Here is a 15,682-nt window from a genome sequence, read left to right as displayed (position 1 = left end):
CCTTGCCCTCTAAGAGTAGTCTAATTAAGTTCTCTGTGCCAGAGTAGCGAAATAGTGATCTAATATGGAGTTTTTCTAGTTCGGATTCAAGCTCTTTTATTCCGCTGATTTGATCAAGTGGGCGTTTTTGTACTATTTTTAAATTTGTTAATTTTTGTGGATATGGTTTGATTTTTCCAAATATTTCACTAGCTTTTTTACTGCTTTTTAGTAAGCATGCACTAACTTGAAGTGCTGAGACTAAACCATCGCCGGTTTTTGAAAAGTCACTAAAGATTATATGACCGCTTTGTTCACCGCCAAAATTTATTCCCTTGTCTTTCATCATTTCTAATACATATTTATCGCCGACATTTGAGCGTTTTAGGGCAATTTTGCGTTTGCTTAAGTGATCATCTAAAGCAGCATTGCTCATCACAGTTGTTACTATTGCTTTTTTGCTTAGCATATTATTATCATCTAAATAGCTAGCCAATACCCCAAGAAGCGCATCACCATCGACTACTGTACCTTTTTCATCTACTACAACTAACCTATCAGCATCTCCATCAAATGCAAACCCTATATCAGCTCTAAGTCTTTTAACCTCAGTAGCAAGACTCTCAGGATGCAAAGCGCCACAATTTTCATTAATATTTGAACCATTTGGTTCATCATTTAAAACGATTATTTCAGCCCCTAACTCGCTAAATACTGTCGGAGCTACTTTATAGGCTGCACCATTTGCCACATCTAGGACGACTCTTAGCCCTTTTAGGGTTAGCTCTTTTGGAAATGAGTTTTTAATATGTACAATATATCTACCAATTACATCATCAATTCTTTTTGAGCTACCTATTTCTAGGCCAGTTTTTTGACTATGATCAATTAAATTTGGATCAAAGTAAATCTCTTCAATCTCTCTCTCGTCAGCTTCAGCTAGTTTGTTTCCGCTTCCATCAAAAAATTTAATTCCATTATCAAAAAATGGATTGTGACTTGCACTTATCATAATTCCAGCATCACAACGCATATCTTCAGTTAAAAAGGCAATTGCAGGTGTTGGCATTGGGCCAACTTGCACCACATCATAGCCAACTGCTGTAAGCCCTGCGACAATGGCAGTTTCTATCATATAACCACTTTTTCTAGTGTCTTTTCCTACTAATATTTTATTGGTTTTTGAGTGCGCTCTAAAGTAAATTCCAGCAGCCATAGCTAGGCGCATAGCAGTCATTGCATCAAGCTTTTTGCCTGCTAATCCTCTTACTCCATCAGTTCCAAATAACTTCATTTTCTCCCCATTTATTGTTTTAATTTATCTAGATTTAGGCGTATTTTAGCTAAAAATTTTAAACTAATAGGTATAATATTAAATTCGAAAATGATTAGATTAAAAGATACTTAAATTCAGTTTTGATTAATAATATTTTGGTATAATTCCGAGCTAAAATTATGAAAAAGGTAAGTTATGGCAAATCATAAATCTGCTGAAAAAAGAGCAAGACAAACCATTAAAAGAACAGAAAGAAATAGATTTTACCGCACAAGACTTAAAAATTTAACAAAAGCGGTAAGAGTTGCAGTAGCTAACAACGATAAAGAAGCAGCATTATCAGCATTAAAAGATGTAAATAAAAGCTTCCATAGCTTTGTAAGCAAAGGTTTCTTGAAAAAAGAGACAGCTTCTAGAAAAGTTAGCCGTTTAGCAAAATTAGTAAATACATTAGCTGCGTAAGCTAGGTTATGCTCGCACAAAAATTACAACCATTTATAGATCGTTTTAGCGAGATTGAGAGCTTGCTAAGCGATCCATCGGTCATCAGTGATATATCTCGTATGACTGAGCTCTCCAAAGAACAGCGAAATTTAGAACCAATAAAAGAAGCTAGTGATAGATATCTTCATATTTTATCAAGTATAGAAGAGAATCGTGAGCTTTTAGGTGATCCTGAATTAGGTGATCTAGCTAAGGAAGAGTTAAAGACCCTTGAGCCTGCCCTTGAAGAATTGGAAAATGAGATTAGAATTTTACTTATTCCAAAAGATCCAAATGATGATAAAAATATATTTTTAGAGCTTAGAGCAGGAACTGGTGGCGATGAGGCAGCATTGTTTGTTGGTGATTTAGCAAATGCATATATGCGCTATACTGAGCAAAGAGGATATAAATTCGAAATTGTTAGTTCTAGCGAGGGAAGTGCTGGCGGATTTAAAGAGATTATTTTACTAATAAAAGGCGATGGTGCATATTCAAGACTTAAATTTGAAGGCGGTACCCATAGGGTTCAGCGTGTACCTGAAACTGAGTCACAAGGTAGAGTACATACATCTGCTATTACAGTAGCAGTAATGCCAGAAGTGCAAGATAGCGAGATAATTATCAATGAAAATGATCTTAAAATCGATGTAATGCGCAGTAGTGGTCATGGTGGCCAAAGCGTAAATACTACTGATTCGGCTGTAAGAATCACGCATAAACCAACTGGTTTGGTAGTTGTTAATCAAGATGGCAAAAGTCAGCATAAAAACAAAGAAGCTGCAATGAAGGTTTTAAAAGCAAGACTTTATGAGATGCAAGAAAAAGAGCGTCTAGCAGCCCAAAGTCAAGAGAGAAAAGATCAAGTCGGAACAGGTGATAGAAGTGGTAGAATTCGTACATACAACTATCCACAAAATAGAATTAGCGACCATAGGATAAACTTAACTTTATATAGACTTGATGCGATTATGGCCGGAGGGCTATTTGATGAGATTATTGATCCATTAATTGCTGATTATCAAGCAAATGCAATAGCGAGTGCTGGCTTGTGATGGAGTTGTTGCTTTTGGCTGTGGCACTATCGATGGATAGTGCAGCATTAAGTATAGCCAATGGCGCAAGATGTGGAAAATTAAATTTATTTAAAATTAGCAAAATTGCCTTTATTTATGGATTTTTTCAAGCCCTTATGTTGCTTATTGGTTACTTTTTAGGGCTTGAATTTATTAAATATGTCGAAGCTATTGATCATTATATAGCATTTTTTATATTACTTGTTTTAGGCGCTAAGATGATAAAAGATTCTAGAGAAGAAGAGGATCTAGAGTGTAGTATCGATTTGAGTTTAAAACTTTTAATAATTGGAGCGATCGCTACTAGTATAGACGCATTGGCTGTTGGTGTAGCGCTTAGCTTTGAGGGTGGTAGTATCGCAGTTAGCTCAATAGTTGTAGGGCTAGTATGTTTTGCTATTTGTATTGTTGCAGTTTATATCGGCAAGTATCTAGGTGAAGCGTTAGAGAAAAAAGCACTTATTTTAGGTGGCGTGATACTAATTGTCATTGGCTTTAAAATTTTGATATCACATCTTTTTAATTTAGATATTTAATATTTAATTTTAATTATCTTTTGTTTTTAATATGCTAAGCCTAGTTAAATTCTTATATTTTTAAAAACTAATCTTTTATTCTTAAATTTCTAAAATATTATTAAATAATAGTTATAATGCCTACAAAAAAGGATAAATTTGAGGCTACTTTCGTGGAATGTAAATGGCTTGCGGGCTGTAGTTAGCAAGAATGGTTTTGAGTGGTTAAAGAGTAAGAATATTGATTTTATCGGCCTTCAAGAGATAAAGGCTAAAGAGGATCAGATTCCAAAGGAGATGTTTAATTTAGGTTTTGATAATATTAGTTCAAATTCAGCTCAAAAGGCAGGATATTCAGGTGTAATGAGTTTGAGCAAATTTAGCTACGAGAGTTCAAAGTGTAAATTTTTTGATGATAGTGAAGGCAGGGTGTTAGAACATAGATTTGATAATATTGTGCTATTTAATATCTACTTTCCAAATGGCCAGCAAGGAGATGATAGATTAGAACATAAGATGGCATTTTATGATAGCTTTTTAAATTATATTAAGGAGTTAAATGCTAATGGGTTGGAGGTGATATTTTGCGGTGATGTTAATACTGCTCATCGTGAAATAGACCTTAAAAACCCAAAGGCAAATGCTAAAACTAGTGGATTTTTACCAGTTGAGAGAGCGTGGATTGATAGAGTGATCGAGGCCGGATTTATCGATACTTTTAGATATATTCATGGCGATATAGAGGGTGCGTATTCGTGGTGGAGTTATAGATTTAATGCACGTGCTAAAAATGTCGGCTGGAGGATTGATTATTTTTTTGTCTCGCAAGGATTAAAAGATAGATTAAAAGATGCTTTTATATTAAGCGATATCGAAGGCAGTGATCACGCTCCAGTTGGGATTGATATTGATTTATAGGAGAATTTTATGAGTTTAGTTTTGGTTATAGATATTCAAGAGAGATTAACTCCAGTGATGAGCGGGGCAGAAGAGTTAGTAGCAAATTCGTTAAAGTTTTTACAAATTGCTAAAGAGCTTGGAATAAAAATCATTGCAACTGAGCAATATCCAAAAGGGCTTGGAAATACTATAGATAGTTTAGATGGTTTTATAGATGAAAAATTTCAAAAGATGGAATTTAGCGCTTATAATGCTATAAAAGATCGATTAACAATGGTAAATAATATTTATATAATTGGCATTGAAGCGCATATTTGTGTATATCAAACAGCTTTAGATTTAATAAAAAATGGCTATAACGTTACGCTAATTGATGAGTGTATTAGCTCTAGAGATCCAAAAAATAAATCCCTTGCATATGCAAATTTAAAAAATATAAGTGTAAAACCACTTGAAATGGTAGCATTTGAATTACTCAAAAGTGCTGAACATTCAAGCTTTAAGACTATTTCAAAATTGATAAAATAGTTTTGTTATTTTCTTTAGTGATAACAAATTGCCACTAAAGAAAATAAGTTTTACTAATATTGCAAGAGATAAAAGTAGCAGTTAAAACTAACAAATTTTACTATATTTACTCCATATCATAGCTATCTTCTTCGTCCTCATCATCATATGAATAGTCATTTTCATCATAGTTGTAACTACGAGAATTTTTATAAGAAAATTCCTCATCTTCATAATCTTGTAGATCTTCATCTAGATCATCATCAAATCTGTTTGTCATCATTTTCTCCTTTATAAATTTGAATTTTTGGCATTGATTCTACATATATGCTTTGGCTTGGGAAGGCAAATTTAGCATCATCATATCGCTCTACAATTTCCATAATCTTTAGCATTATATCTTCTTTAACGGCTAAAAACTCACCCCATACGACACTTTTGCTAAAGCAATAAATTAAAATATCAATTGAGCTATCGCTAAATTGATCTAATACTACAAAAAGATTATTCTTATAACCGCTTAAATCGTCCATTGAGACCATACTTTGACGATATTTGATGCGAGCATCACTAGCGTTATTTAGTGCAGTATCTATGCCAGTTTGTGCGATTCCTGGGTGATTTGTAAGCATCTCTTTAATCTCTTTAATACAGCTGCGAATGCTTTTTGGTGGAGTTGTATAGCTTAGACCAACATGCATTTTAATCTGTCTTCCAACCTTTCTGCGGTTCCAGTTTTTAATACTTTCACTCATAATTTTTGAGTTTGGCACAAAAACTAACGCATTATCAAAGGTTCTAATAGTTGTCTTTCTAAGTCCAATCTCAACTACAGTGCCTTCTATTCCAGCACAAACTATCCAATCTCCTTGACTAAGTGAGCTATCAAAAAGTAACACTATAGAGGCAAAAAAGTTGGCAATTATATCTTTTGTTGCAAATGCAACTGCAAGCCCGCCAATACCCAAAGATGCAATAAGAGTGCTAATATCAAAGCCAATTTTGCTTAAAATCACGAGTATAGCTATAATAATAATGATAAAATATAAAACTTTAATAATTAAATTTACTATCTCTTTGCGGCCTGATTTCTCAGCGATTTTTGATAATATTACAATTCCATATCCATTTAGTACGCCAATTACAAACCACGCTACAACCACGCTATAAGCAATTCCAAAATATTTTGATATCTCAATATTGATTGTAGCTGGATAGTAAGCAATAATTATGGATAAATTTAAAGCATAAATAATAAAAAATATCGCCACAGGAAGCTTAATAGCTGCTACAAACTGCTCTTTAAACTCTACTGAAATATCTTTTGAGCGTGATAAAAGAGCTATAAAAACTCTATAAAGTAGCAAGGAAGTAAGTCGTGGCAAAAGAATAAAAAATATAAAAATCAGCGATATTATAATGATTTTGCCAATATTTATAGGACTTGATTTTAAATTTATAATTCTATTAATCTCATCGATTATATGTTGAAGATTTAGGCTAGTTAGTACAAAACTACTATCAAAAAGCTCAGAATTCTCTTTTAGATAGTTTAGAATTTCGCTATATGTTTGGCGTTTTAAATCAGTTGCGATTAATTCTTGCTCGATCTGGCTAGTTGCATTAGTACTAATAGCCTTTAGTTCTTGGTAGTTTGATATTTGAATCTGTGTAATAGCATCAATTAATGCTTCATCTGGTGTCTTGCTATAGTCTTTAAATGCTTTTGAGATTTGTGATAGTGCGTAGTAGTAGATTTGATCTAGTTGCGCATTGGCTAAAGCAATTTGTACCTCTTTGGCATTGGGATTTGATTGCTTTGTTTGTTTATTTAATTCAGCACTAAGCGCCTTTATATATGATCTTAGATGAGTTTGATTAAAATCATTACTACTAGTAATAAGTGCTGGTAGGCTATTTAGGAGTTCATTTTTTTCATCTTCTAAAATTGCAATATCTCCATCTTTTGTAGTGCTTTTTTGCTCTTTTATTATTCTTAACTGAGAGTTTAATGAGATAATTTTATTACTAGTATTGCTAAGTTCATTACAGAGTAAAACGCTGCAAAATAGATTAAAAATCAGTAAAAATTTGAGAGTAAATTTCATCATAGTTAATGCTCTTTTCTAATAGTTTAAAACTTTTTGTTCCACTGTTGAAGTTATAAAGTTCGCCAGTTTCAATGATATAGTGCCAGCCATATAGCTTTAGCTCACCAGCCTTTAATCTATCTATTATTCCTGGGAAGGTCATTATATTTTGGAGTGAATTTATAATATTTAGCCTCTCAGTTACCCATGCTCTTTTAGCTGGAGTTATATCTTTATCTTTTAAAACCTCTTTTTTGATATGATCAATTATTAAAAGCCACTTTTTAACAACTGGAGTACGAGATAGCTTCTCATCGCTTTGATATAAAGCTTCACAGCCTCCACAATTGCTATGTCCGCAGACTATAATATTTTTAATTCCAAGTGTGTAAATAGCATATTCTATAGCTGCAGTTGTAGCTAGATACTCATCAACTAGCCTATAGTGCGGCACGATATTTGCAATATTTCGTACGACAAAAAGCTCACCTGGAAGGGTATTTGTAATTAAATTTGGCACAACTCTAGAATCTGAACATCCAATAAATAGCGTATGAGGTGTTTGTTTGCTACTTAAATGCTCAAACAGTTCTTTATGTTCGATAAAATTTTCTTCCATAAATTTAACTGCGCCGTTTATTATATTGTGATGCAAATTTGCTCCTATTTATACTAAATTGTTTGGTAGAACTGGTCTAGCTAATAAATAGCCTTGCGCATAGTCAATTCCTAATTCTTTGGTAACTTCTAAAATTTGTGGCGTAGAGACAAACTCAGCTACGGTTTCATATCCTTGACGCTTGGCAAAATCTACAATCGTCATTACTACGCTTTGAGCATTCTTATCAAATGGTAGTTTAGATATGATAGAACCATCGATTTTAATATAATCAATATCAAGTTCAAGCATTCTGTAATAATTTGAATACCCGCTACCAAAATCATCAAGACTAAGCCTACAGCCATAATTTTTAATCTCTTGAATAATTGGGTTTATAACATCATAATCATCAACCCCTTCACTCTCTAAAATCTCAATGGTAAGATTTTGTGGATTAGAACAGCTATCTAGCTTTTGAATAAATAAATTTTTGACTGGTTCATTCATCATATCTACGCTTGAGAGGTTGATAGAAAATCTCTTTTTATCCCCAAAACGTTCTAAAAGTTCAAAAGCACGATTGATAACTTGCTTGGTAAGTGCTAGATATAGCGATGTTAGCTTGGCCACACTTAAAAACTCATTTGGATAGTGAATTTGATTTTGCTGATCTAAAATACGAATTAAAATCTCATACGAGCTAATTTTTGGCTTATTTTCTCTAATGTCAAATATTCCTTGACACTCGACAATTACTCTATTTTCATTTAGGGCATATTGAATTAGTCGTGTAATGGTGGCGTTTTTTTGATAGTTTTTCTCTATTGGGTTATCGTGGTTATAAAAGCTAAAACTTAAATCTTTATCCTTAGCATCTTGAGCAGCTAAAATAGCTTGAGTTAGTCTATTTAAATTTGGCTTATCTTCATTTGAGCTAATACCAATAGTAATAGAAATATTTGGCAAAATCTCAAATCCGTCCTCAGTCTGAATGGTGATATTTTTGGATTTAAAATATTCAGTTATATATTTTATATCCTTTTTGATATTATCGCCTTTATACCATATACAAAATTCATCAAGCTGCATTCTATATGCCATGGCGTCGATTTTATAAGTGCTAATAGCTAGTTTGATAGAGTTAGCAATTGCTACAAATATCAAATCAATTAAATCTGAGCGGTAAAAAAATCTTAAATTTACAAAATCTGTAATCATTAGATAAATTAGTGTGCCATTTTGGTTGGCTTTGATAGCATCATTGAGTGAGGTTAAATTTCTTAAGCCTGTAAGATTATCAATATTTGAACTCTCTTGTAGTTGAGCGTTTTTAAAGTTTAATTCTTTACTAGTTAATCTCTCTTTTGTGATATCACGTTTTAGGATTATAGCCCCACTAATATCATTAAATTCATCTAGCATTGGTATAGCAACTATATTTTCGTAGATAAGAATTCCATCTTTGGATTTACTAACAAATTCGTTATATGTTTTAACATCTTTGCTTTGACAAATTTCATCAAATATATCAGTTCCTTGCATATTCATATTTAATGCGCTTAGTTCTTGATTTATAATATCTTCTGGGCTAAAACTACTTGAATTTATAAATGCATTATTTACACTTGATATTCTTCCAAATTTATCTAAGATTATTATTTGATTTGGATTGCTATCAATGAGATAGGAAAGCTGCTTTAGCTTAGCTTTGTTACTGCGATTTTGATTGCTTAAAATTCCATTTTTAGTCAAAGCTAAAAATGCCACAACTAATAAAAATGCCGAACATGTAATAAGTGCATATAAAGCAGAGTTAAAATGCTCTATTGAGTGGCTTAGGAGTTGGTCAATTTTGCTTTCAATTTTTAGTGCTTTGTTTTGGATTTTAAGGTTTGGAATAGTGATTAAGTTATCATTTACATGCTGAATTTTGATTAAAAATTCATAATCAAACTGCTCTCTTGGCTCGTTAATTAGCTTGGTTAGATACCTATCAAACTCATCTCTATTAAAATCAGATATAAATCTTGAGTTGATTAACAAAGCATAAGCTTGTGCCATTTGTGTAAAATCTATAGTATTTGGTAGTTCTTTGTTTAGCTCAAATAGACTCTTAGAGATATCTTGACGGATTATATAATAATTTCTAATAATATCATTTCTAGTTTTTAATCTGCTTTTTAATTTTTCTAAAAGTTCAACATGTTCAACATTATAAAATAGTTTTGTAATAACAAAATTTGAGCTGATTTTATCCATTAAAGTGTTGATTTTATTAATACTATTTTCGGTATTTTCAATTGTTGTATGGATATTTTGGAGGTCAATTTGCAGATACAATTCCTCATTTAAGCGCTTTAATTCAGCAAAATCATATAATCGCTCATCTGTTTTTAATAAAATTTGCCCAGTTGATATGATAAAATAAAGGCATACCAAGACAAAAAATATCAATACAATTCTTATAATATTAGTTTTTAAAATATTTGCTTTCAAAATATCATAACTTTCACGCAAGTGGTAATATTTTCGCTGATTTTATCACCATTTGCTAGGTTTTTTATCTTATCTTTTATCTCATGTTTATTGTAGTTTTGTCCGCTAATTTCTAAATGCCAAGCCAAATTTTCTACCATTTCATCTATATTTTTTGTAACGCTTCTATTTTCGTTTATCTCTTTTGATTGAAATTTAATATTTTTAGAGTTTAAAAAGGCCTCTAATCGTGCTACAGGTGCAGCCATATCAGCTCTTGCATTCGTATCCATAAATAGCTCTAAAAGGTCGGATTTTCTTGGTTTTAGCCAGTTCATATATATATGGTTTTTAGCAAGGTTAGTAAAAATCTCAAAATCAGCATCACTCTTAAGCGCTGGCGACATAGTAAGAAAAGCTATATCAAATTTAAGTTTTTCAACATCTTTTATTGTACCACAAAGTGTTTTAATATTGCTTATATTATATTCATTAGCGCTATTTTGTAGTACCTCTAGCATCGCAGGACTTAAATCAAGTGCTAGCACGCTTTGGCAAAGTTTTGCTAAGTGTAGGCTATAAACTCCAGTTCCAGCGCCAATATCAATGAGAGTTTTGCCTTTAAATTCTATACCAGATTTATCTAAAAAGTCAAAAAAATCCCTCTCAAATGGCCGCATAATAGGGCTAAACTTAGGATAAGTTTTGGATTTTTTATTCCAAATTTCTTGCATATGACTACCTTGAGATTATTTTTTAAATTTTATCAATTTTTGCTTTAAATAAATTTAAGTCAAATCAGATATAATTTTACACTTAATTTTATGGAGAAAATATGTTTAGATTTAGCTTGATTTTGGCATTTTTAGTTGGAGTGATTTGGGCTAAGCCGGTAGTGAGTGCAAGTATTTTGCCAACGGCATTTTTTATTGAGCAAATTAGTGCTAGTAGCGTTGAGGTTAATACGATTGTTCAAGAATTTGCCGATCCACACTCATTTGAGCCTCGAGCTAGCGATATGAAAAAGCTTGAAAATAGCGATCTTTTCTTTGCAGTTGGAATAGAATATGAGGATGTTTGGTTGCCTAAATTTAGCAAGGCATTTCCAAATTTAAAAGTTATAAAAACTCAAGGCAAAACACCAAAAGATGATAAAATCACTCATCATGATCACCACGAACATGGCGATCATAAACATGAAGAACATGAGCATGAATTTGATACTCATATTTGGCTTGACCCTATAATGGTAAAGGAACAATCTAAAATAATTGCTAATGCCTTAAGTCAAAAATATCCACAAAATAGCGAGCTATATAGCCAAAATTTAGCTAAATTTGACCAGCAAATAGATAAACTTGATACTTATATAAAAGAGAGTTTAAAAGGGTTAGAAAATAGAAAATTTATGGTTTTTCATCCATCTTGGGGATATTTTGCTAAGCGTTACAATCTAACTCAAATCGCTATAGAATCAGGCGGCAAAGAGCCAAAGCCTGCTGCCCTTGCAAAGCTTATTAAAATGGCAAAGAGTGAAAATATCAAGGTGATTTTCATCTCACCTGAGTTTAGTCAAAAATCAGCTAAATTAATCGCAGAACAAACTGGCGCAAAGTTAGTAGAAATCAATCATTTATCAAAAAATTGGCTTGAGAATATGTATACAATTGCTGATATTTTTAAAAGTTCGCTATGAATATTGAGATTACGAATTTAAGCTTTGGCTATGACGATAGTAATATTTTTAAAAATTTAAATTTTAGCTACCATAGTAGAGACTTTTTAGCAATTATTGGACCAAATGGCGGAGGTAAAAGTACACTTTTAAAGCTAATGCTTGGAATCTTAGAGCCACAATCTGGTAAAATTAGTATAGATTCTAAGCCACCAAAATTAGCAAAAGAACTAATTGGCTATGTTCCGCAGTATATCCCAGTTAATAAAACCTTTCCAATGAGTGTTTTAGAAGTTGTGCTGATGGGAAGACTGCGTAGTGGGCTATTTAAGTTCTATTCAAAAGCAGATAAAAATATGGCTATGCAAGCTCTTGAGATGGTAGGTATGCAAGATTTTAGCACAAGGGGAATTGGCGCACTTAGTGGCGGTCAAAGACAAAGGGTTTATATCGCTAGAGCATTAGTAAGCGGGGCTAGGATTTTAATGCTAGATGAGCCAACAGCAAGTATTGATACCCAAGGCCAGGCGCAAATTTATTCTGCACTTAGGGAGATAAATCAGGCAAATGTAGGAGTAATTGCCATAAGTCATGATATAAATATGGCTATGAATTTTGCTACTAAAGTCGCCTATGTAAATAGCGGTAACGTAGTGCTTCATGATATTTCAAATTTAGATAATAGAGAGTTTATAAATCATCTTAGTAAGAGTCATACACATTTTTGCGATGTTGAACTAGCGCTTAATAGTTGTGGTTGTGCTTCACATAAGGAGTAGTAGTGGAGATTTTAAGCTTTAGCTTTATGCAAAATGCTTTAGTTGCTGGGATTTTAGTTAGTATAGCGTGTGGTGTGATTGGTTCACTTATTGTGATAAATAAGATGACATTTATCGCTGGTGGTGTTGCGCATGGGGCGTATGGCGGGATTGGAATAGCCTTTTTTTTAGGTGCATCTCCACTTCTTGGAGCGGCCGGGTTTGCAGTAGCAATTGGGTTATTGATCGCATTTATTAGTGGACAAAATCGTGATCGAATAGATAGCGTAATTGGTGCTATCTGGGCGTTTGGAATGGCTGTTGGGATTATTTTTGTTGATCTTAGTCCAGGATATAATGCTGATTTGATGAGTTATCTATTTGGTTCGATTTTAGCAGTAAGCGTGGAAGATCTGATATTTATGGGTATTTTGGATGCTATTTTTATAGCTTTTGCTTTGCTTTTTTATACTCAAATTTGTGCTTTTTGCTTTGATAGTGAGTTTGCTAAGCTTCGAGGTGTAAATGTTAACTTTTTATACTATTTAATGAGCGCATTAATCGCACTTTGTGTAGTTAGCACTATTAGGGTTGTAGGGCTTATTTTAGTAATTGCTTTGCTTAGTATCCCACCATATATTGCTGAAAAATTTAGCCCAAATTTAGCTACAATGATGCTACTCTCAGCAATTTTGTCAGCACTTTTTATCATTTGTGGATTAATGCTTAGCTATTATTTTGATTTAACTAGCGGAGCTGCTATTATTGCTGTAGCTACTGTGGTATTTTTTGTAGTGGAGTTTTGTAAAAGAGGATGATTAAATCCTCTCTATCATTGTCTCTAGCCAAGCTTTATCAAGCCATTGAGTATTATTATCTGAACGGTACTCAAAATTACTACTTACGGCACGACCTTTTTCGCCAAGTTTATTAATAGCAAAATTTGCTTGTGTATCATAAAATTTAATAGATGGTCCAATTACATAATGATCATCAAATTCCAAGCTATGCATAGTATCATCAGCACTTATCATTATTTCATGAAGTTTCTCGCCTGGACGAATTCCAATGATTTTAATAGGTAAATTTGGCGCTAGAGTCGCAGCTAAATCAATAATTTTCATAGATGGAATCTTAGGGATAAATAGCTCACCACCTTGCATTCTAGCAAAGTTTTTAAGAACAAATTTAACCCCATCTTCAAGCGTAATCCAAAATCTAGTCATTCTCTCATCTGTGATTGGCAGCTCTTTTGCACCATTTGCGATTAGGCGCTTAAATAGTGGAACTACTGAACCTCTTGAGCCTACAACATTACCATATCTGACGACACTAAATCTAGTTGGGCTTGTGCCTGCGATGTTATTGGCTGCTATAAAGAGTTTATCGCTCGCAAGTTTAGTAGCACCGTATAAATTTACAGGATTGCACGCTTTATCAGTACTTAGAGCAATTACCTTTTCTACTCTATTTTTTAAACTAGCATTAATTACATTTTGAGCGCCATGAATATTTGTTTTAATACACTCCATTGGATTATATTCTGCGATTGGTACGTGCTTCATCGCAGCAGCATGGATGACAAAATCTACACCATTCATAGCAGTGTTTAGTCTATTTTCATCACGCACGTCACCGATAAAATATCGCATTGATGAGCTTGAAAACTCCTGTGCCATTTCATATTGTTTTAATTCATCTCGTGAGTAGATTATTATTTTGTTTGGTTTATAATTTTCTAGCAATATTTTGGTATATTTTTTACCAAAACTACCAGTTCCACCAGTTATTAAAATATTTTTATTGTTAAACACCGCTTCTCCTAATATTAATGCATCTTAGCTGGAATTACTTTTTTAACCGGAATTTGGTTTAGTTCATAAGTTTTGCCATTGCTAAAGGTTAAATTTAAGTCTATATGGCTATTTTCATTGATTTGATTTTGAATACCTAAAAACATTATATGAAGTCCACCTGGTTTGAGTTCAACTGATGAATTAGCTGGGATTTTGATACTTGGAATTTGTATCATTTTTTTCATACCATTTTCTTCTATGTGAGTGTGAATTTCAGTTACTTTGCTGATATTACTACTGGCTGCTAGTAGTTCTATGTCGCTATTGCTTTTATTCTCAATTTTCATAAATGCAGCACTATTTTTAGCATTTGGTGGAGTTGCTTTGGCATATGGGTCAACCAATAAAACTTCAGCTTGTAAAGTAAGCATAGTTATAGCTGCTAAAGAGAAATATTTAAACATTGCAATATCCTTGTATAAAAATTTAAATAGGTCAAATTATACAGGAATTTAAATTAATTTTCAACCGATTTTGATATAATTTTGGAATTTAAAAATTTATAAAATTCAAGGAAAAACAGAGTGAAAAAGCTTATTTTGCTACTAATTTCAGCTTGTATGATTGCTGGTGAATTAGAAGATTTATACCTTCAAGGCGGTATCACAGCAGTGCAAAAAAAGATAGAAAAAAATCTTCAAAATCCAGAATACTGGAATAATAATTTAAAAGATATGAACTTGACATACGGCTATTATAGTAATAGCGATAGACTTATTATTGCAGTGGATAAAACTGCAAAGCAAATTTCAATAAATAGATATGAAAATGGTAATATTAAGGTGCTAAAAAGCAATGAAATAATCACTGGATTAATGGGCGAAAAACTAGCCGAGGGTGATCTAAAAACGCCTGTAGGCGCATATGAGATTACTCGCAGATTTACCCCGCCAACAACATATTATGGACCAGTTGCCTTTAGTCTTTCATATCCAAATTTATACGATAAGATGCGCAGCAGAACTGGTAGCGGGATTTGGATTCACGGCTATCCGATGGAGGGTGATGTAAGAGAGAATGAAGTAGAAACCAGAGGTTGTGTGGCGATGAAAAATGATCTTTTATTAGCCTTTGAAGATGTCGTAAAAAATAATAAATCCATTGTATTAATTAGTGAAAAAGGCTATCCACAAGCTTTAACTTCAGATATTGCAGTGATTTTTGCTGGACTTTTTGCGTGGAAAGAGGCTTGGACGATAAGTGATTTGGATAGATATTTAAGCTTTTATAGTAGTGATTTTCGCCGTTTTGATGGAATGAAATTAAGCGAATTTTCGGCGATGAAAAAAAGAGTATTTAGTAAGAATGAAAGCAAGATAATTGAATTTAAAAACTTCACAATCGTACCATATCCTAGCACTGATAGTAAAAATATTTATCGTGTGAGCTTTGATGAGAGATATAGAGCTGATACATATAATTTTGATGGGCAAAAGGTGCTATATGTGGCTGTAGAAAATAATAAGATGAAAATATTAATAGAGGAGTAAA

Annotated in this window: 17 protein-coding genes; 9 read left to right on the top strand and 8 right to left on the bottom strand. The window is 32.7% G+C overall.

Annotated elements, in window-relative coordinates; all coding sequences use genetic code 11:
- Nucleotides 1-1,273: phosphoglucosamine mutase (gene glmM / locus J6V67_RS03410; protein WP_291858788.1), on the bottom strand; the 1,273-nt coding region annotated here is incomplete at its 3' end.
- Nucleotides 1,274-1,450: 177 nt separating this feature from the next.
- Here glmM and rpsT point away from each other — a divergent pair.
- The 5 genes from rpsT (at nucleotide 1,451) to J6V67_RS03385 (ending at nucleotide 4,757) form a co-directional block, all read left to right on the top strand.
- A complete protein-coding gene (gene rpsT / locus J6V67_RS03405; RefSeq protein ID WP_086247708.1) occupies nucleotides 1,451-1,717 on the top strand; it encodes a 30S ribosomal protein S20 in 267 nt (88 codons plus the stop codon).
- A gap of 8 nt (nucleotides 1,718-1,725) precedes the next feature.
- Nucleotides 1,726-2,793, top strand: coding sequence for a peptide chain release factor 1 (prfA, locus tag J6V67_RS03400; protein WP_291858783.1), 1,068 nt, complete (start codon nucleotides 1,726-1,728; stop codon nucleotides 2,791-2,793).
- Nucleotides 2,793-3,350 carry a manganese efflux pump MntP family protein gene (locus J6V67_RS03395; RefSeq protein WP_291858780.1) on the top strand — a complete coding sequence of 186 codons (558 nt, stop codon included), beginning with the start codon at nucleotides 2,793-2,795 and terminating at the stop codon, nucleotides 3,348-3,350. Before prfA ends, J6V67_RS03395 begins: the two co-directional genes overlap by 1 nt.
- 138 nt (nucleotides 3,351-3,488) lie before the next feature.
- Nucleotides 3,489-4,247, top strand: coding sequence for an exodeoxyribonuclease III (locus J6V67_RS03390; protein WP_291858777.1), 759 nt, complete (start codon nucleotides 3,489-3,491; stop codon nucleotides 4,245-4,247).
- Nucleotides 4,248-4,256: 9 nt separating this feature from the next.
- A complete protein-coding gene (locus J6V67_RS03385) occupies nucleotides 4,257-4,757 on the top strand; it encodes an isochorismatase family protein (RefSeq protein WP_291858773.1) in 501 nt (166 codons plus the stop codon).
- 106 nt (nucleotides 4,758-4,863) lie between these two features.
- Here the strand turns inward: J6V67_RS03385 and J6V67_RS03380 are convergent, their stop codons facing one another.
- From J6V67_RS03380 to J6V67_RS03360, 5 genes are read right to left on the bottom strand one after another with little or no spacing between them, the layout of a single operon-like run.
- A complete protein-coding gene (locus J6V67_RS03380) occupies nucleotides 4,864-5,016 on the bottom strand; it encodes a hypothetical protein (RefSeq protein ID WP_291858770.1) in 153 nt (50 codons plus the stop codon).
- On the bottom strand, nucleotides 5,000-6,844 hold the full coding sequence (locus J6V67_RS03375) for a mechanosensitive ion channel family protein (protein ID WP_291858767.1): 1,845 nt from the start codon (nucleotides 6,842-6,844) through the stop codon (nucleotides 5,000-5,002). The genes J6V67_RS03380 and J6V67_RS03375 overlap by 17 nt, the downstream gene beginning before the upstream one ends.
- The gene (locus J6V67_RS03370; protein ID WP_291858794.1) at nucleotides 6,810-7,445 is read right to left on the bottom strand and encodes a carbonic anhydrase; all 636 of its coding nucleotides are present in this window, start codon (nucleotides 7,443-7,445) and stop codon (nucleotides 6,810-6,812) included. The genes J6V67_RS03375 and J6V67_RS03370 overlap by 35 nt, the downstream gene beginning before the upstream one ends.
- A gap of 48 nt (nucleotides 7,446-7,493) precedes the next feature.
- Nucleotides 7,494-9,881 carry an EAL domain-containing protein gene (locus J6V67_RS03365; RefSeq protein ID WP_291858764.1) on the bottom strand — a complete coding sequence of 796 codons (2,388 nt, stop codon included), beginning with the start codon at nucleotides 9,879-9,881 and terminating at the stop codon, nucleotides 7,494-7,496.
- A 38-nt stretch (nucleotides 9,882-9,919) separates the two neighbouring features.
- Nucleotides 9,920-10,636, bottom strand: coding sequence for a class I SAM-dependent methyltransferase (locus tag J6V67_RS03360; RefSeq protein WP_291858761.1), 717 nt, complete (start codon nucleotides 10,634-10,636; stop codon nucleotides 9,920-9,922).
- A 101-nt stretch (nucleotides 10,637-10,737) separates the two neighbouring features.
- On the opposite strand from J6V67_RS03360, the gene J6V67_RS03355 reads away from it, so the two are divergent.
- From J6V67_RS03355 to J6V67_RS03345, 3 genes are read left to right on the top strand one after another with little or no spacing between them, the layout of a single operon-like run.
- Nucleotides 10,738-11,598: a zinc ABC transporter substrate-binding protein gene (locus J6V67_RS03355; protein WP_291858757.1), complete on the top strand. Its 861-nt coding sequence runs from the start codon at nucleotides 10,738-10,740 to the stop codon at nucleotides 11,596-11,598.
- Nucleotides 11,595-12,356, top strand: coding sequence for an ABC transporter ATP-binding protein (locus J6V67_RS03350; protein ID WP_291858754.1), 762 nt, complete (start codon nucleotides 11,595-11,597; stop codon nucleotides 12,354-12,356). The genes J6V67_RS03355 and J6V67_RS03350 overlap by 4 nt, the downstream gene beginning before the upstream one ends.
- A 26-nt stretch (nucleotides 12,357-12,382) precedes the next feature.
- The gene (locus tag J6V67_RS03345) at nucleotides 12,383-13,153 is read left to right on the top strand and encodes a metal ABC transporter permease (protein ID WP_291858791.1); all 771 of its coding nucleotides are present in this window, start codon (nucleotides 12,383-12,385) and stop codon (nucleotides 13,151-13,153) included.
- Here the strand turns inward: J6V67_RS03345 and pseB are convergent, their stop codons facing one another.
- Together pseB and J6V67_RS03335 are read right to left on the bottom strand one after the other, a co-directional pair.
- Nucleotides 13,154-14,149 (bottom strand): UDP-N-acetylglucosamine 4,6-dehydratase (inverting), encoded by a 996-nt coding sequence (gene pseB / locus J6V67_RS03340; protein ID WP_291858751.1) that lies wholly within the window; start codon nucleotides 14,147-14,149, stop codon nucleotides 13,154-13,156.
- A gap of 14 nt (nucleotides 14,150-14,163) precedes the next feature.
- Nucleotides 14,164-14,595 (bottom strand): copper chaperone PCu(A)C, encoded by a 432-nt coding sequence (locus J6V67_RS03335; RefSeq protein WP_291858748.1) that lies wholly within the window; start codon nucleotides 14,593-14,595, stop codon nucleotides 14,164-14,166.
- A gap of 120 nt (nucleotides 14,596-14,715) precedes the next feature.
- Here J6V67_RS03335 and J6V67_RS03330 point away from each other — a divergent pair, with 120 nt between their 5' ends.
- A complete protein-coding gene (locus J6V67_RS03330; RefSeq protein ID WP_291858745.1) occupies nucleotides 14,716-15,681 on the top strand; it encodes a L,D-transpeptidase family protein in 966 nt (321 codons plus the stop codon).
- Nucleotide 15,682 lies beyond the last annotated feature (1 nt).

Origin of the sequence: Campylobacter sp., from assembly GCF_017646085.1 — a bacterium.
GTDB lineage: Bacteria > Campylobacterota > Campylobacteria > Campylobacterales > Campylobacteraceae > Campylobacter.
Note: the sequence above shows the minus strand (reverse complement) of the source record. Positions and strands in the feature narration are given on the sequence as shown.